General features: G+C 56.1%; 22 protein-coding genes. 10 read left to right on the plus strand and 12 right to left on the minus strand.

Annotation, left to right across the window (positions count from 1 at the left end; genetic code table 11):
• Window positions 1-45 precede the first annotated feature (45 nt).
• Window positions 46-579 carry an ankyrin repeat domain-containing protein gene (locus ACYASS_RS08135; protein WP_243248097.1) on the minus strand — a complete coding sequence of 178 codons (534 nt, stop codon included), beginning with the start codon at window positions 577-579 and terminating at the stop codon, window positions 46-48.
• Window positions 580-1042: 463 nt separating this feature from the next.
• Here ACYASS_RS08135 and ACYASS_RS08140 point away from each other — a divergent pair, with 463 nt between their 5' ends.
• Window positions 1043-1321 carry a DUF3509 domain-containing protein gene (locus tag ACYASS_RS08140; RefSeq protein ID WP_122665590.1) on the plus strand — a complete coding sequence of 93 codons (279 nt, stop codon included), beginning with the start codon at window positions 1043-1045 and terminating at the stop codon, window positions 1319-1321.
• A 197-nt stretch (window positions 1322-1518) separates the two neighbouring features.
• Here ACYASS_RS08140 and ACYASS_RS08145 read toward each other — a convergent pair whose 3' ends face one another.
• The 6 genes from ACYASS_RS08145 to aroC all read right to left on the minus strand — a co-directional run bounded on the left by ACYASS_RS08145 (window position 1519) and on the right by aroC (window position 6721).
• Window positions 1519-2241, minus strand: coding sequence for a helix-turn-helix transcriptional regulator (locus tag ACYASS_RS08145; RefSeq protein WP_463585755.1), 723 nt, complete (start codon window positions 2239-2241; stop codon window positions 1519-1521).
• Window positions 2242-2503: 262 nt separating this feature from the next.
• Window positions 2504-3187, minus strand: coding sequence for an acireductone synthase (gene mtnC / locus ACYASS_RS08150; protein WP_463585756.1), 684 nt, complete (start codon window positions 3185-3187; stop codon window positions 2504-2506).
• 12 nt (window positions 3188-3199) lie between these two features.
• Complete coding sequence (locus tag ACYASS_RS08155) at window positions 3200-3748, minus strand: 1,2-dihydroxy-3-keto-5-methylthiopentene dioxygenase (protein ID WP_122665593.1); 549 nt, start codon at window positions 3746-3748, stop codon at window positions 3200-3202.
• 70 nt (window positions 3749-3818) lie between these two features.
• Window positions 3819-4433 carry a methylthioribulose 1-phosphate dehydratase gene (locus tag ACYASS_RS08160; protein WP_463585757.1) on the minus strand — a complete coding sequence of 205 codons (615 nt, stop codon included), beginning with the start codon at window positions 4431-4433 and terminating at the stop codon, window positions 3819-3821.
• On the minus strand, window positions 4430-5593 hold the full coding sequence (locus ACYASS_RS08165) for an MFS transporter (protein ID WP_463585758.1): 1164 nt from the start codon (window positions 5591-5593) through the stop codon (window positions 4430-4432). The genes ACYASS_RS08160 and ACYASS_RS08165 overlap by 4 nt, the downstream gene beginning before the upstream one ends.
• A gap of 36 nt (window positions 5594-5629) precedes the next feature.
• Entirely contained in the window at window positions 5630-6721 is a 1092-nt protein-coding gene (gene aroC / locus ACYASS_RS08170; protein WP_463585759.1) for a chorismate synthase, read from the minus strand.
• Window positions 6722-6864: 143 nt separating this feature from the next.
• Between aroC and ACYASS_RS08175 the strand changes: the two genes are divergently transcribed.
• Together ACYASS_RS08175 and ACYASS_RS08180 are read left to right on the plus strand one after the other, a co-directional pair.
• Entirely contained in the window at window positions 6865-7824 is a 960-nt protein-coding gene (locus ACYASS_RS08175; protein ID WP_463585760.1) for an alpha/beta hydrolase, read from the plus strand.
• A 118-nt stretch (window positions 7825-7942) separates the two neighbouring features.
• Window positions 7943-8746, plus strand: coding sequence for a hypothetical protein (locus tag ACYASS_RS08180; protein ID WP_463585761.1), 804 nt, complete (start codon window positions 7943-7945; stop codon window positions 8744-8746).
• A gap of 47 nt (window positions 8747-8793) precedes the next feature.
• On the opposite strand, the gene prmB is transcribed toward ACYASS_RS08180, so the two are convergent.
• Window positions 8794-9702, minus strand: coding sequence for a 50S ribosomal protein L3 N(5)-glutamine methyltransferase (gene prmB / locus ACYASS_RS08185; RefSeq protein WP_463585762.1), 909 nt, complete (start codon window positions 9700-9702; stop codon window positions 8794-8796).
• Between the two features lie 260 nt (window positions 9703-9962).
• Between prmB and ACYASS_RS08190 the strand changes: the two genes are divergently transcribed.
• The 3 genes from ACYASS_RS08190 (at window position 9963) to ACYASS_RS08200 (ending at window position 11850) form a co-directional block, all read left to right on the plus strand.
• Window positions 9963-10553 carry a cysteine hydrolase family protein gene (locus ACYASS_RS08190; protein ID WP_463585763.1) on the plus strand — a complete coding sequence of 197 codons (591 nt, stop codon included), beginning with the start codon at window positions 9963-9965 and terminating at the stop codon, window positions 10551-10553.
• A gap of 231 nt (window positions 10554-10784) precedes the next feature.
• Complete coding sequence (locus ACYASS_RS08195) at window positions 10785-11105, plus strand: hypothetical protein (RefSeq protein ID WP_463585764.1); 321 nt, start codon at window positions 10785-10787, stop codon at window positions 11103-11105.
• A gap of 187 nt (window positions 11106-11292) precedes the next feature.
• Window positions 11293-11850: a Smr/MutS family protein gene (locus ACYASS_RS08200; RefSeq protein WP_463585765.1), complete on the plus strand. Its 558-nt coding sequence runs from the start codon at window positions 11293-11295 to the stop codon at window positions 11848-11850.
• A 30-nt stretch (window positions 11851-11880) separates the two neighbouring features.
• On the opposite strand, the gene ACYASS_RS08205 is transcribed toward ACYASS_RS08200, so the two are convergent.
• Complete coding sequence (locus tag ACYASS_RS08205) at window positions 11881-12069, minus strand: hypothetical protein (protein ID WP_463585777.1); 189 nt, start codon at window positions 12067-12069, stop codon at window positions 11881-11883.
• A 186-nt stretch (window positions 12070-12255) separates the two neighbouring features.
• Between ACYASS_RS08205 and ACYASS_RS08210 the strand changes: the two genes are divergently transcribed.
• From ACYASS_RS08210 to ACYASS_RS08225, 4 genes are all read left to right on the plus strand, one after another.
• Complete coding sequence (locus ACYASS_RS08210) at window positions 12256-12534, plus strand: type II toxin-antitoxin system RelE/ParE family toxin (RefSeq protein ID WP_463585766.1); 279 nt, start codon at window positions 12256-12258, stop codon at window positions 12532-12534.
• An 8-nt stretch (window positions 12535-12542) separates the two neighbouring features.
• Window positions 12543-12854 carry a HigA family addiction module antitoxin gene (locus ACYASS_RS08215; RefSeq protein WP_027898900.1) on the plus strand — a complete coding sequence of 104 codons (312 nt, stop codon included), beginning with the start codon at window positions 12543-12545 and terminating at the stop codon, window positions 12852-12854.
• 275 nt (window positions 12855-13129) lie between these two features.
• On the plus strand, window positions 13130-13675 hold the full coding sequence (gene folE, locus ACYASS_RS08220) for a GTP cyclohydrolase I FolE (protein ID WP_243248147.1): 546 nt from the start codon (window positions 13130-13132) through the stop codon (window positions 13673-13675).
• A 74-nt stretch (window positions 13676-13749) separates the two neighbouring features.
• A complete protein-coding gene (locus ACYASS_RS08225; RefSeq protein WP_243248109.1) occupies window positions 13750-14121 on the plus strand; it encodes a glutathione S-transferase N-terminal domain-containing protein in 372 nt (123 codons plus the stop codon).
• A gap of 21 nt (window positions 14122-14142) precedes the next feature.
• Here the strand turns inward: ACYASS_RS08225 and ACYASS_RS08230 are convergent, their stop codons facing one another.
• From ACYASS_RS08230 to ACYASS_RS08240, 3 genes are all read right to left on the minus strand, one after another.
• Window positions 14143-14535, minus strand: coding sequence for a lysozyme inhibitor LprI family protein (locus ACYASS_RS08230; RefSeq protein ID WP_463585767.1), 393 nt, complete (start codon window positions 14533-14535; stop codon window positions 14143-14145).
• A 172-nt stretch (window positions 14536-14707) separates the two neighbouring features.
• Complete coding sequence (locus ACYASS_RS08235; protein ID WP_243248111.1) at window positions 14708-15310, minus strand: glutathione S-transferase family protein; 603 nt, start codon at window positions 15308-15310, stop codon at window positions 14708-14710.
• Window positions 15311-15346: 36 nt separating this feature from the next.
• On the minus strand, window positions 15347-16513 hold the full coding sequence (locus ACYASS_RS08240; protein WP_463585768.1) for an aminotransferase-like domain-containing protein: 1167 nt from the start codon (window positions 16511-16513) through the stop codon (window positions 15347-15349).
• Between the last annotated feature and the right edge of the window lie 46 nt (window positions 16514-16559).

Consider the following 16559-nt stretch of genomic DNA (forward strand, 5'->3'; position numbering starts at 1 on the left):
CCGACAAATCCTTCGCGCCTCTATCACTTACGCCGGTATTACATTTCAGCCAGCAAGTTGAGCCAATTGCGCTGCGGTATCTGCTGCGCCCATGGTCTGCGCGGCAGCCAGCGGCGTCACGCCCTTCGCATCACGGGCGTTGGGGTTGGCGCCTTTACTGATCAGGTAGTCGACAATCTCGGTCCGGTTGAACATGGCCGCCATCATCAATGCCGTGCGACCGTCAGCAGAGGCACCCTCGACTTCAGCCCCTGCGTCGACCAGCAATTTGACAACGGCCAGGTCGCCTTTAAACGCGGCGCCTGCAATGGGGCTCTGGCCGTTGTCGTTACGAATCTCCGGGTTAGCCTGATACTTGAGCAAAACCTGCACGGCATCCTGGTGACCGTGATAGCTGGCAAGCATCAACAGCGTGTCGCCTTTGTGGTTGCGCAAATCAGGTGTAAGGCCTTTCTCCAACAACCTGTCCAGCATCACTGCGTCACCGCGACGGGCTACGTCAAAAACCTGCTCGGCAAACTCCAGAGCTTCCTCGTCGTTCATTTGTACAGGTTGATTGCTGGTGTGGTGATCTGACATGGGTAACTCCGGCAGTATCCAAGTGTGAGAAGAGTATCCGCACGACAGCTCTCCTCCTTCAATTTAATGACCACAAGTCTCCAGAGCCGTTCGTCATGGGTCAAGGTGTAGAGCCATAAACCACCGTTCATCGACTGATGAGACGTCCGTCCCATCTTTTTTATTGGATGCCCGAATAAAAACCAGAAAGCGCGGTCGGAGTATTTACGCAACATGCCACGACCCACCCGCTGAATCCTTTCTGCTCTGCGCAGCAAAGTTCCCTCGCCGCTGAAAAAAACCTGAAAAAAACCGCAAAATGCAGGATGCCCGATAGCCATTCATGCATATTGCACGAATCCGAAAAAACCAGATTTGTGCAAGTATCTGTTTTTAAAGGATTTTTATCGAATGCAAATACTGGCACAGTCACTGCACTAGTACTACCAAGCTTGTTATCCCATGAGCAATGGAGCCGCTAGACATGACTTTTATCCAAGAAAAATTCGCTTCCGTATTTTCCGAATTCGACGTCACAACTCAAGCTCGCCCAGATGGTGGTGTGCTGCTCTCTCTGCGTAATAACGAGGGCAAGCAAATCCGCCGCTCCGTGTCCTACGCCCAACTTCACACCCCGGTGCAGCTTGAGTGGGTGATCAGTGCTATCCGCCGTGACCTGGCTGGACAGGCAAGTGACCTGCCGGCAATTTCCATGCTGCAAAGCCAGCACCGCTTCGACTTGCCGACGTATCACACCCGTTGATCCAGGGTCTGTTGATCCAGAGCTTCGAGAGTTTTAACTGTCCGTTTCACGCTGCACCGATTCAAACGCTTCGCTCCCTTTGTTTAGCCGTGATTGCCTGTTGGCTTTCACGGCTTTTTTTTGCCTGAGCGTTTCTTATCCCGCAGTCCAGTCCTCAGCAGTAATCTCCCGGCTCCGGTTCAGTTAACAGGTGTCATTCATTTGATGATCCCCTGGCATAACGCCTCGCCCACCGCTTGAGCCTTGTTGGACACTCCGAGTTTGCTGTAAATGCTCTTGAGGTGATATTTGACGGTGGCCTCAGACACCTGTCGAATCGTGGCAATCTCCCAGGCTGTCTTGCCGTCGCGAGCCCACTCAAGTATCTCGATTTCCTTTTCACTCAGCCCTCTGGAACGCAATTTCGTCCCTCTCCCGACCAGATGGAGCACAGGCACCAGACTGGAAAGCAGATACCTGTCTGCGCCTTTAATCCCCCGGCTCAAGCCATTGAGCGAGCAAATCGATGTGACGCCCTGAAAGCTTCGGGCCGGACTTGTGTACCCATAGGAACACGCGGGTGTCAGCCCATACTTTTCCACCGCCAGGTCATAGCTGGCAGGGCCTGGATAACGCTTGAAAGCTGACTTCCAGTCGATAAACCCCAGTTGTTCGCGGTAATGATTGACCACTGGATCGTCCATTAGCAGCAGGTGCCTTCGGTAATCCTGACTCCACCGAGGATCGACATTAGAGGTCACCAGCGTCAGCAGCATCGAGCCTCTGAACTGGCAAAATATCGCCCGTTTACACTCACATTCCTGCCGCAACCACTCCAGCGCATTTTCGATGGCCTGATGACTGTCCAGTTCATGAATGCTTCTGACCATCTGTTGTATGAGTGGATTTTCGGTCGAGTTGATTGATCCCGCACTTCCCATCGCAATTCGCTCCTCTGTCCAGTCACGGCGCAGGATTGAATTGATTGTTGGTCAGGCTGCGCCAGAGCTGGATCAATCAGAAAACTACACGATTAAAAGTGCTGAAGAACAACACTCGAAATAAACAGGTATTACCTACTCAAATAAAAGCCCCATCCTACTTTTCCGCAGGATGGGGCTGACTGAACTGAACTCTCGGCGTCCTTCGGCTCAGCAGGTGACGGCGCGAAGATGCCTACGAGCGGAGCACATCCACTCGCCGTTAGAATGCAGACAGGTCGATGTCGGCAAAGCTGACCACGTTGACGTGCCCTGGCAACTTGCCGCCCACACGCACCAGCCCACAAGTAGCAATGCCTGCGGCCTTTGCGGCGTCCAGCTCTTCGACGATGTCCGAAAGGAAAATGATCTCCCCGGCTGGCAGCCCAATGGCCTGAGTGATGTTGCGATACGACTGCGCCTCACGCTTGGCACCGGAGGTGGTGTCGTAATAGCCACTGAACAGCCCTGAAAGATCTCCTGCCTCGGAGCATCCAAAAATCAGCTTCTGCGCCTGAATCGAGCCAGAGGAATAAACATAAAGGCCATAACCCTGTTCATGCCAGCGCTGAAGAGCTTCGACTGCATCAGGGTAAACATGGCCCTTGAGCTGACCGGCGTTATAGCCTTGCTCCCAGACCATGCCTTGCAACGCCTTGAGCGGGGTTGCCTTGCGATCTTCGGCTATCCACGCCAGCAGAATCACGATGACACGCTCGACATCAGCGTCCGGCTCCGCGCTGTCCTCGCGCACCGCCTGCAACTGCGCGGCAACATCAGGGCGTGACGCCTGCTGGCGAACAAAGTCCGGCAAATGCTTCGCCGCGAACGGGAACAGCACGTCGAATACAAAACTGACCGCGCTGGTAGTGCCTTCGATATCGGTCAGGACCGCTTTGATTGTCATGGAAACCGAATCCTATAAATCGTCGAGCTGCGGGAATTGACTGGCGATCTTTTCACCCGTGAAATTCGCGACCCAGCCTTCAGGATTGTTGAACAGGCGAATCGCCACGAAATGTGGATTCTCGCCCATGTCGAACCAGTGCGGCGTGCCCGCAGGTACTGAAATAAGGTCATTCTTTTCGCACAGTACGGCGTAGACATACTCACCGATGTGCAACGTGAACAAACCACGACCGGCCACGAAGAATCGCACTTCATCTTCGGAGTGCCGATGTTCATCGAGGAACTTCGCGCGCAGTTCAGCTTTTTGCGGGTGATCGCTGTTGAGGCTGATGACGTCAACCGTGACGTAACCGCGTTCGGTCATGAGCCGGTCAATTTGCACACGATAGGCACTGATCACTTCTTCCTGGCTGGCACCCGGGGTAATCGGCGTGGCTGCCTGCCAGCGGTCAAAGCCCACGCCATGCTCGGCCAGGGTCGAGGCAATATCTTCGACGTGGGTCAGGACTTTATGTGGCTGCTCAGGGCTGGACTGGTGATAAACATACAGGCTGCTCATGGCTGCGCTCCTCGGCTCGGTTCGGTTTGTCCCGCGACTTTTACAGGTCGCTCGGGCTGATGCTAAAACGTTATCGGTTCAGTATGGCCAGGGTCTTGAGTTCGCATTCAAAGAGAAACTCAAACGCCTCGATTTGCCGCAGCGCATCGCTCATCTTCGCGCCCCAGGTATATAAACCATGGCCGCGAATCAGGTAACCGGCGCAATCGGGATGCGCATCTAGCCAGGGCTGCACTTTAGCCGCCAGACGCGCGATGTCCTGATCGTTGTCGAAGATGGGCACCACGACCCGTGATTCATGCGTGACAACGCCACTGAACGCTTTCTGCAGTTCGTAATCTTCGAAGATCAGGTGATCTGCCTCGGTCAGACGAGAGAGAACGGTCGCGTTGACCGAATGAGTGTGCAGTACGGCACCCACCTCCGGCTTGCAGCGGTAGAGTTGCGTGTGCAGCAAGGTTTCCGCCGAAGGTTTTTTCCCCGGCTCCAGACTATTGCCGTCAAGATCAGTGGCCAATACATCGTCGATGCCCAACTGCCCCTTGTGTTTGCCAGAGACGGTCAGCAATACCTCGCTGGCAGACAGCCGCGCCGAATAGTTACTGCTGGTCGCGGGAGACCAGCCGCGCCCGTATAGAAAACGTCCGGCGTCGATAATTGCCTGAGTCAGTTGTTCGCGGCTCATGCCCGCTCCTCTTTCATTCGTGTAGCCGCCATGATGGCAGCGGCCAATGCCGCGACACTGGCGATGGTAAATGTCCAGCCTGCCCCAAGGAAGTTCCAGGTGTAACCGGAGTAAAGCGCCCCCAATGCACCGCCCGTACCGGCCAGCGCCGCGTACAGTGCTTGCCCCTGACCTTGCTGCTGCGGGCCGAAGCTACGTTGCACGAAGTGGATGGCAGACGCGTGAAAGCTGCCGAATGTGGCGGCATGCAGCAATTGGGCAAAGAGCAGCACCGACAGATGGTCGGCAAAATTGCCCAGCAATGACCAGCGCAATCCCGCCAATAAAAAACTGACCAGTAACACCTGACGTACCGAGAAGCGTTGCAATATCCGGCTCATGGCCATGAACATCAGCACTTCAGCAACCACGCCAACTGCCCAGAGCATCCCGATCAACCCGCGACCGTAACCCAGCTGATCCAGGTGCAGGGTCAGGAAGGTGTTATACGGGCCGTGACTCAACTGCATCAACCCGACGCAGGCATAGAAAGCCATTACCCCTGGCTGCCTCAGTTGCCGGAAAAAACCACCCGTTTCCGGATGAGTCGTGGACACGACGGGGTGCGCATTGGGCACCCACCAACTGCTGATGACAATCCCGAAAATGATCGCTACCAGCACATAGGGGAAATAGTCGAGGCTCAACCACTCGAATAAACGCCCCACGCCCACTACGGTAAGAATAAAACCGATGGAGCCCCACAACCGAATCTGGCTGTAGCGGGACGTCTGACCTCGCAGATGCGCCAGGGTAATGACTTCGAATTGCGGCAGGATCGCATGCCAGAAGAACGCGTGCAGGGCCATGACCATCGCCAGCCAGATATAGCTTTGCTCAACCAGAATCAGGGAAAAAGCGAGCAATCCACAGATGGCGCCAAGGCGCACGATTACCAAACGACGCCCGGTGTAATCCCCCAGCCAGCCCCAGAGGTTGGGTGCGATACAACGCATCAGCATCGGGATCGCCACCAGTTCACCAATTCGCGCGCTGGAGAACCCGAGATGACTGAAATACAACGGCAGAAACGGTGCTGTCGAGCCCAGTAAAGCGAAGTAAAACACGTAAAAACTGGACAGCCGCCAATAAGGCAGCTGTCCAGCGGGGGGATGCGTCACGTCAGTTTGCCCTGGCAGCAGCAACGCCTTCGGGCATTACAGTTGACCCAGCACGGGCGTTGTCACCTGAACATCGGCGTTCTGACCACGATGGCGCAGAAGATGATCCAACAACACGATGGCCATCATTGCTTCGGCAATCGGTGTAGCGCGGATGCCTACGCAAGGGTCATGACGCCCTTTGGTGATCACATCCACCGGATTACCGTGCACATCGATCGAGTGGCCTGGCGTAGTGATGCTGGAGGTCGGCTTGAGAGCCAGGTGCGCAACAATGGGCTGCCCCGATGAAATACCACCGAGAATCCCGCCCGAATTGTTCGAGGTGAAACCTGCCGGGGTCAACTCGTCACGATGCTCGGTACCACGCTGCGCAACACTGGCAAAACCAGCGCCGATTTCCACGCCCTTGACCGCGTTGATGCTCATCAGCGCGTGAGCCAGATCGGCGTCCAGACGGTCGAAGATCGGCTCGCCCAGACCGGGCATCACACCTTCGGCAACCACTGTGATCTTCGCACCGACCGAATCCTGGTCGCGACGTAGCTGGTCCATATAGGCTTCCAGCTCCGGAACCTTGTCAGGATCGGGACAGAAGAACGCGTTCTCCTCAACCGAATCCCAGGTCTTGAAAGGGATTTCAATCGGCCCCAGCTGGCTCATGTAGCCGCGGACCACAATACCCATCTTCGCCAGATACTTTTTGGCGACAGCACCGGCCGCAACGCGCATGGCCGTTTCTCGCGCCGAACTGCGACCGCCGCCGCGATAATCGCGAACGCCGTATTTGTGGTGGTAGGTGTAATCGGCGTGAGCTGGACGGAACTGGTCCTGGATCGCCGAATAGTCCTTGGACTTCTGATCGGTGTTACGAATCAGCAGGCCAATCGAGGTGCCGGTGGTTTTGCCTTCGAACACGCCGGAGAGGATTTCCACCTCATCGGCTTCCTGACGCTGGGTCGTGTGCCGACTGGTGCCGGGCTTGCGCCGATCCAGATCAACTTGCAGGTCTTGCAGCGACAGCTCAAGGCCCGGCGGGCAGCCGTCAACGATGGCAACCAGCGCCGGACCATGGCTTTCGCCAGCAGTGGTGACAGTGAACAGCTTGCCGAAGGTGTTGCCGGACATGCGGACGCTCCGATAAATCAGCGAAAAAACCAGATCGATAAAAACAGACCCGCCAGTATACGCAGGCTGCTCGCGTAGTTCATCCTCGAACCTTATTCGTCTGGCCGCGTCCAATCGGCATCCCATCAGATAGTGGCCCAACGATGCTACGCGTTATCGCTTTGATCCTTCCCCTGCTCACCGGGCTTGCTCACGCTGCCACCCCGTCAGTCCTGCAGCGCCCTATCGTCCTGCAAACCGCGACGGGTGAATTGTCCGGCACTTTATTACTGCCTAAATCCAGCGCGCCCGTGCCTGTGGTACTCATCATTGCCGGCTCCGGCCCTACCGATCGTGATGGCAACAACCCGGACGGTGGGCGCAACGACAGCATGAAACGGCTGGCGCGGATCCTCGCCAAACACAACATCGCCAGCGTGCGCTACGACAAACGAGGTGTCGCCGCGAGCAAGGCCGCAACACCTGACGAGCGCAATCTGAGTATCGAAGCCTACGTCGCCGACGCCGAGGCCTGGGGCCGCAAACTCAAGACTGACCCGCGCCTTGGTCAATTGATCCTGCTGGGCCACAGCGAAGGTGCGCTCGTCGCTTCCCTGGCCGCTGAAAAGGCAGGTGCCGCCGCAGTGATATCCGTGGCAGGTACCGGGCGCCCGGTGGACGAGGTATTGCGCGAACAGTTGCAAGACCGTTTGCCGCCACCGTTGCTACAGCGCAGCAATCAACTGATTGATGAAATAAAGGCGGGCAAGACCGACAACGCTGTGCCGAAAGAGCTGGAAGTCGTCTTCAGACCCAGCGTTCAGCCTTATCTGATTTCACTGTTCCGGCAAAACCCTGCCGCCGCATTCGGCAAACTGCAGGTCCCCGCACTGATCGTGCAGGGTCGGCATGACATTCAGGTGGGTGTTGGTGACGCAGAGTTATTGAAAAAGGCCAAACCCGATGCAGAACTGGCCTTGATCGAGGGTATGAATCACGTCTTGCGCATCGTGCCAAACGACATCAAACGTCAGTTGGCGTCTTACAAGGATCCGCAGCTCCCTCTGTCGAGCGAGCTTTCCACGCGCATTTTGCGTTTTATCGAAGCGGTGCCCGCGGCGTGATCAAGGAAATTTGACGTCAGGAAATCATGGAGACCCTTCAGGACTCGTAAAACCGGCCGATAGGGATTTGCTGGCGCTGTGTTTGCTGCACAGGGTCAAGGACAGGATTGCCGTAAACATGACAGAAACAACAGCGCTACCCAAAACCACTGAAGATACCGAAGTCGCTGAAGCGCAAGCTTCAGCGCCTGCGCAACTGTGGGACGACGTCAAGCCGGAACACTTTTTGATGCTGCGTCTGGCCCCGCTGCAGACCGACCGCGCGACCGGCGGCCGTCCGCTGCGCTTTGTGCAGTTTGGCCGTGCCGAACGTCACAGCAAGGAAGTGAGCCTGCTGCGTCTGAACATCCAGCTGCCAGGGCAACGGGTGCGTCGTGAGCAAAACCACCTGGACGTCTGGGTGGATCATGAAAAGCATATCGTGCGCTTCGGCCCTGATTCAGGCTTGCAGATCGAGCCATGGAACCGCGGTATCGGTCGCTTTTTGATGGCTCAAGGTATCCACTGGGCGCAGAAAAAATGGTCGGCTTACAAAGTCGAGACCTTCGCGCTGCCCAGCAAGGACGGCCTGAACGAAGACACTCGCCTGCGTCGCGACCACTTTCTGAAGACTCAGGGCTTCGAAGTCGCCTACGCCGACGCGCAGCACATGAAAGGTAGCTTCAAGGAAGTACAGGTTGGCAACCTGCACAGCACCTGGAATAACGACAAGATTCAGATCATCGAGATTCTCGAAGCATCACAGATGCTGGAAAGCGCCGAGAAAAAAATGATCGAGCAGGAAGGGTTGATCCGTCAGCACGAGGATCGGGTCGGTAAGTACAAGCGTGAAGACAGTGGCTTGCGCTTCACCATTGCCTGCCTGGTGACGTTTGCAGTCTTCCAGGCCGGGCTATTGATCTGGATTGCAACGCACCGCTAGCCTTCAAAGTGAAGGCGCTCATCGCGAGCGCCTTCAGTTTTTATCAATCAGACCCGCGATTCAAACAGCGCCTGGTGCTCGCGACACTGAGCAGCACTGAGCATGAATACCCCGTGGCCGCCGCGCAGGAAATCCAGCCAGGCAAATTCAACTTCCGGGTACAGCGCCTGCACGTGAACCTGGCTGTTGCCCACTTCAACGATCAATAGACCCTTCTCGGTCAAATGATTTGCCGCCTGACTCAACATCCGCCGCACCAGATTCAGACCGTCACTGCCGCAGGCCAGGGCCAGTTCAGGCTCGTGTTGGTACTCATCCGGCATGTCTGCGAAATCTTCGGAATCAACATAAGGCGGATTGGAGACGATCAGGTCAAAGCGCTGACCTGGCAGGCCGTCAAAGCCATCGCCCTGCACGGTGTAGACACGCTGATCCACGCCGTGGCGCTCGATGTTCTGGTTGGCAACTTCCAGCGCTTCGAAAGACAGATCAGCCAATACCACCTCGGCGTCAGGAAACTCATCAGCGCAAGCAATACCGATACAGCCGGACCCAGTGCACAAGTCGAGAATGCGTGCTGGCTCATTCGCCAGCCAAGGCGCGAAGTGATTTTCAATCAGTTCGGCAATCGGTGAGCGCGGGATTAATACCCGCTCATCGACGATGAACGACATGCCGCAAAACCATGCCTCGCCCAACAAATAAGGGGTTGGCACACGCCCGTCAATGCGGCGTGAAATCAAACGCTGCAGCTCGGAAATTTCATCAAGCTCCAGACGGCAATCCAGATAGCTGTCGGCAATTTCCCAAGGCAGATGGAGTGCACCCAGAACCAACTGGCGCGCCTCGTCCCAGGCATTATCGGTACCATGTCCGAAAAACAGGTCTTCTTCGTGAAAGCGACTGACCGCCCAACGGATATGGTCGCGCACAGTGCGCAAGCGGGATGTGATCACTGGGGCAAGCTCCTTGGAATACGTCTTGAGATTCTAGCAGCCATGACCGTAACACACGATGCCCGAGTGCCATTACTGACCTGCCTCACGTACGACGATGGTTTTGGATACGCAGCTTTTTAATCAAGGCATAATGCTGGCCGCTGAGAAACATCTAGGCCGCTAAAGGCCAGAGAAACCGGAGCTTCTCATCGCCGCCATTCCCAGAACCGCTCAAGCGGAGGAGAATGTCGCAAAAGCCCCACACAAAGGAGCCCCAGATGTCCGATCCAAAGACCATGTTTCAACTCAGCGGCCGTGGCTATGCAGCGGCCACTTTGAGCAATGCCACGCTGATCATTATCGATGCACAGAAAGAATACCTCAGTGGTCCGCTGGCTCTGACCGGCGTGAATGAGGCGGCAGCCAATATCCACAAACTGGTCAGCGCAGCTCGCGCCGGTAAAAACCCGATTGTGCACATCCGCCACCTTGGTACTGTGGGCGGTCTGTTTGATCCTCAAGGTGAACGCGGCGAATTCATGCCTGATTTGAAGCCACTCGAAGGTGAACAGGTGGTTGAAAAACGCCTGCCGAACGCCTTCAACGGCACCGGGCTGGACGATTTGCTGCAAAGCCTTGGTCATCTGGACCTTATTGTCTGCGGCTTCATGAGCCACTCAAGCATCAGCACCACAGTGCGTGCGGCAAAGGATTATGGCTATCGCTGCACCCTGGTAGACGATGCCTGTGCGACGCGCGACCTGCCGAGCCCGGATGGCGTTGTTAACGCACATATCGTTCATCGCACTGAAATGGCGATCATGAACGATAACTTCGCGACCCTTGCCCTGACCAAAGACCTGATCTGAATCGCGCTGCACCTCTTCAATTATCTGCCCTGCCCGGCTACGAGCATGATCACTCAACGCCGGACTGCCCCACGCCTGGCTTCCTGTAGCCAGTGTCGTTTGCGCGGTCATGTGACGCTGTTCACATTACCGCCTATCCATTAATACCCGCCATTTGCCTCTGATTCCTTGACGACGGGAACCCGCTGACGCTTGTCCGGGTCAGACCCCGATACTCTGGAGGAAATCAGAATGAAAGTATCCGACGGTTTTGATGCCCGTCGCCTGCGTCCAAAAGGATCGGGCAGTTGGGGCGTCCGCATTGGTTCAGCCATTGCTGCCCTGTTGGCGACTTTCGGCGTGTTGCTGGCAATGGCAGGTGTTTCCAGCCTGATCGGCCATCCTCAAGCGCTGGGTGAACTCAATGCCAGCCCGCTTGGCGCCGGCCTGGTGATAGTGGGTGGTCTATTGGTCCTTTATGCGGGCATCTGGCTTTGGCGCCGCTGCCGACTGGGCCGACGCCGTAGAAACGGGCTGAACATGTCGCCGCACTTGATGAAGAAGCATGACTGAAAGGCCGTGCAGATAATGTCGTGGGACCGGCTTTAACCGGGAAGGCGGCCTTCCTGACACCACATTTTGTTGGCTGTACCGGCCTCTTCCCGGCTTTAGCCGGTCCCGCCTCACTGCGCCTATATCGGGATCACGCCACCGCTGACACTACGACTTGGTTAAACTAGCCTCCTTCGCGGAGGCTGACATGCAAGACGATGACTTTTCCCTGTTCAAAAACGAGTTACGCGGCGTCAAGCCCATCAAGCAAGAATATGCAGATGTAGGCAAACCGAAAACCGACCGCAAACTCCTGGCCAAACTACGCCAGTCCGCGACGGTGCGCACCGACTCGACAAGAGTCGACGGATTGTCTGATCAGTTCGTAATCGATGTCGGACCAGAGGATGTGCTGAGCTGGTCACGCGATGGCGTTCAGGAAGGCCAGATGCGCAAGCTGAAGCTTGGCCAGATCAGCTTCGAAGGCAGCCTGGACCTGCACGGCATGACCGTTGAGGTCGCACGGGAAACCTTGTGGGAGTTTCTTGCAGAAGCAACCAAACTGGAAATCCGCTGCGTGCGTGTTACCCATGGCAAGGCAGTGCGCCTCGATGGCAAGCGGCCGATGATCAAAAGCCACGTCAACACCTGGTTGCGACAACACCTGCAAGTATTGGGTTTCTGCTCGTGCCAGGCCAAACATGGTGGCGCAGGCGCAGTGTACGTCATGCTCAAACGGACCATGATGGAAGGCCGCGACGAATAGTCCGTCGCAGCCTGAATCAACGCAGGGGCGTTATGGACGCCCGCCAGGGCCGCCGCCACCCGGACCACCGCGGTCGCCACCTTCATAGTGACCGCCGCCGCCATGCCCACCACCGCCTCCATGCCCGCCGGGTCCGCCTGGACCCCAGAACGGCCAACAGCCTGAAACTGTAGACAGCACTGCAACCACCATTGCCACTTTCACCATTCGACCAAACATCACTTCACTCTCTCATGCGACAGGTATTTGTTACCTGTTCATTCAGACAGCACCAGAGGTGTTAAGTCTGTAGCGGGTTGGTAGGGGCTTGGTAAGCGACTGGGTACAATCCCCCCCGGATGCCGCTTGATAAATAAGTCCGCTCCTATATACTCGATATTTAACGAATAACGTTAAGCATTATAGATGATTCAGAGCTTTCGCTGCATCGATACCCAGACGCTTTTTGAAACCGGCAAGACCAGACGTTGGAGCGGGGTGAAAAATGTAGCTGAAAGAAAGCTGGCGATGCTCGACGCTGCAACTGTGCTGAAAGATCTCAAGTCACCACCCTGCAATAGGCTTGAAGAGCTTCAGGGGGACAGACAAGGCCAGCACAGCATACGCATCAACGCTCAGTTCAGAGTTTGCTTCGTATGGGGCAGCAATGGACCGGAACATGTAGAAATTGTTGACTATCACTGAGGTGAACCATGCATAAGAACGGCATGCGCCCGATACATCCGGGAGAAATTCTCAAGGAAGAGTTTCTTGAGCCACTGGGGGTGACCCCGGCAGCACTCGCCCGCGCGCTTCATGTCTCGGCCCCGACAGTCAACGATATTGTCAGAGAACGACGCAACATCAGTGCAGATGTCGCATTGCGTCTCGCAACGGCACTCGGTACATCTGCGCAATTCTGGTTGAATCTTCAAGCGTCCTACGACCTGCGCAAAGCAGAGATCGAAAAAGGTGAAGAAATCTACCGGGATGTCCACCTTCTCGACTGCTGTGCCTTCAGCTAAAGAAGCCTGAACGACCAGCCTGCTGTCACACCAATAGGCCCTTCTGTAATAGACGGCAATACAACTACAGTCGCACCTACGCTACTATGTGCGACCTGTCAGAAAAAGCCCGGCAATGGCTTAAGCGAAGCGGCAAATCCCGCTGTCGATTTATGCATCCGCTTGACTCGGGCGCTGATTGGGCGAGATCGGGAAACTCGAATAGAGCTGGATTGGTACAACATTGGTACGACCCGACATGGTACCTATCTGAAAACCTTATGGAATCAACCCCTGTGACACTGGAACAGAACTACACCGCGATCCTTGGCCAACTGGGGGAAGACGTTTCCCGCGAAGGTCTGCTCGACACTCCCAAGCGCGCTGCCAAGGCGATGCAGTACCTGTGTCGCGGTTATGAACAAACTCTGGAAGAGGTCACCAACGGTGCCCTGTTCAGCTCCGATGCCAGCGAAATGGTGATGGTCAAGGACATCGAACTGTATTCGTTGTGTGAACACCACCTGCTGCCGTTCATTGGCAAGGCGCACGTCGCTTACATCCCCAATGGCAAGGTGCTGGGTCTGTCCAAGGTCGCTCGCATCGTCGACATGTATGCCCGCCGCCTGCAGATCCAGGAAAACCTCAGCCGTCAGATCGCCGAAGCGATCATGCAGGTTACCGGTGCGCTGGGTGTGGCGGTGGTGATCGAAGCCAAGCATATGTGCATGATGATGCGCGGCGTTGAAAAGCAGAACTCTTCAATGATCACCTCGGTAATGCTCGGCGAATTCCGCGATAACGCTTCAACCCGCGGCGAGTTCCTCAGCCTCATCAAGTGATTGACGCCCTGCCCGGCTGAGCATTCGCCGGGCGCGGGCGATCACTTCACGCCCGTCTTCTGCGAGGTCTTCACGTGTTTATCAAGGCATTAAGGGTTGGTCTGGGCCAACTGGTCATCTTCATCGACTTCATCACCCGCCCGGCGAAGAAAAAACGCACGCCCGAGGCTCAGGCAGCCGTCGAGCAATCAGCAAAAAATCTGAGCCTGTATCAGTTCAATGCCTGCCCGTTCTGCGTCAAGACGCGCCGTACCCTGCACAAGCTCAATGTGCCGGTTGTGCTGCACGACGCCAAGAACAATGAACAGGATCGTCAGACACTGCTCAATGAGGGCGGCAAGATCAAAGTGCCTTGCCTGCGTATTGAAGAGGACGGCAAGACCACCTGGATGTACGAGTCCAAAGTGATCATCGACTATCTGAATCAGCGCTTCGCAGCCGTCTGATTGAATGCTGACTGCCCGACATCAGTTCGGGCAGCCTTGCTCACGGCACGTCGAATACGCCTTCAATTGCTCGACCCGCACTTGAGTATGTTCGGCCAGGCATTGAGACTGCTGCAGCGGCCAGATTGAGCCGGAGTCCTCAGCCTTGCCGACCTGATAAAGACAATCCGCATCACGAAAAGCAATCCATTTCTGCTGCGCGCCCTTGAGCGCCTGTTTTTTTGCCGGGTTCTGCAAATAGGCCATTTGCGCCTTGTACTGCTTGTTCAACTCAGCATCGAGCGCAGCAAGCTTTTGACCTGCACAGCGGTTCATGGCCGCCTGGTTGGCATTGCAATCTGCTGTCTGGGCAGAAGCAGAGCAGCCAATGCCCAGCGCCATGAATGTCAAAACGGCCATCATTGAAAAGCGCATGTGGAACTCCTTTCCCGAGAGTAATTGTGATGGATGGGCAAAGCTGATCCCGACCGGCGCGAAGATTAACCGCCAGTGCCAGCCCGACCCAGCGATTTCAGCCTGCTAAAACAATCGGACATAAAAAAACCGGTCATGTTGCGTGACCGGTTTTTTCAGGTGTCTCTGACGATCAATCCAGCATGCCGACATAGCCGGGCTGCGCCTTCACTCGCTCCAGCCATTGCTCGATGCCTGGATAAGGCGTCAAATCAAAGCCGCCTTGATGGGCAACGTGGGTATACGCGTACAGCGCGATATCGGCGATGGAGAAGGTCTCTCCCACCAGAAACGGCGTGCGCTTCAGTTGCTGCTCCATCACCGCCAAGGCGCGGTAACCTGCCTTGTGCAGCGAGCGATACTCTTCAAGCCGCTCGTCAGGCAACCCAAGGTAAAACTGGATAAAGCGTGCTACGGCAATACTCGGCTCATGGCTGTATTGCTCGAAGAACTGCCATTGCAACACTTGCGTACGCAACCGCGGCTCACCCGGCAGGTACTGGCTACCATCGGCCAGGAAGTTGAGAATCGCATTGGACTCCCACAGGCAAGTCCCGTCCTCGAGTTCCAGCACAGGGATCTTGCCGTTGGGGTTCTTTTCCAGAAACGCAGCGGTCTGGGTTTCACCGTTGAGAATGTCCACCGGCACCCAGTGGTACTCAACACCCAACAGGCTAAGCATCAGCTTGATCTTGTAGCAGTTGCCCGAATTGTAATCGCCGTAAACCTTATACATACCCTTCTCCTTGAATGCTTCGCCTGGTCCACGCCATTACGCGACTTGCTCTAAACGGGCCTGACGCACGACCGCTGCCAATCTTTTCAGGCCTTCATCGAGACGGGCCGGATCAATATGACTGAAGTTCAGCCTCAGGTAGCCAAGGTTGGCATCCGGATCAGCAAAAAAAGGCTCCCCCGGCATAAACGCTACATCCTGCCTCAGCGCTTCGTCGAGCAAGCTCCGTGTGTCCATTGGCTGCTTGAGCGTCAGCCAGAAAAACAGACCACCTTGCGGACTGTTCCAGTCAGCTATATCGGCAAAATGTCGTTTCAGTGCAGCCTCAAATGCATCCCGACGCTGACGGTAGAAGCTCTGCAGCTCAGACAAGTGCTCACGGTAGTGCTCGGTGCCAATCCATTGCAGCGCCTGCCACTGTCCCAACCGGTTAGTGTGCAAATCCGCCGACTGCTTCAAACGCAGTAGATGCGGGAACAGATCCGGGCTGGCGATCAAGTAACCGACCCTCAGACCCGGCAGCAGCGTTTTCGACACGGTGCCGGTATAGATCCAACTGGCCTTTTGCAAACGGCTGGCGATAGGTCTGGCACTGCCCCCATCAAACGTGAGGTCACGATAAGGTTCGTCTTCGATCAGGGTCACGCCAAACTCATCGAGCAAGGCAGCCACCGCTTCACGACTGGCTTCGCTGTAACGCACTGCGGACGGGTTCTGGAAGGTCGGAATCAAGTAAGCAAACGCAGGGTTGTGCTGCTCCAGTTGCTGTCGCAAGGCAGGTAAATCAGGGCCGTCGGCCTGCAGCGGCACGGTCAGGCAGTCAGCACCAAACAACTGGAATATCTGCAGCGCCGCGAGATAAGTCGGCGCCTCAAGCACGATCTGCGTGCCTTTATCGATGTACAGCTTGGCGGCCAGATCGAGTGTCTGCTGCGAACCGCTAACAATCAACACCTGGCTGGCATCGCACTGCAGACCAATCGCCCGCGCCTCAGCAGCCAAGGCCTCGCGCAATCCGGGCTCGCCCTCACTCATGCCATATTGGCCGAGCGAAACAGGCATGTCCGTCCACTCCACCCGAGGCAGCATCGCTTCGGCAGGCAGGCCACCCGCGAAGGACATGACTTCCGGACGCTGCGCTGCGGCAAGGATTTCACGAATCAGAGAACTTTTAAGCCGGGACACGCGTTCGGAGAAAGCCATTGAGATCACCGCTAGCCGAAGTAATTGGAAATAAGTCAAACTGGTT

Source organism: Pseudomonas sp. HP_14 (assembly GCF_055283875.1).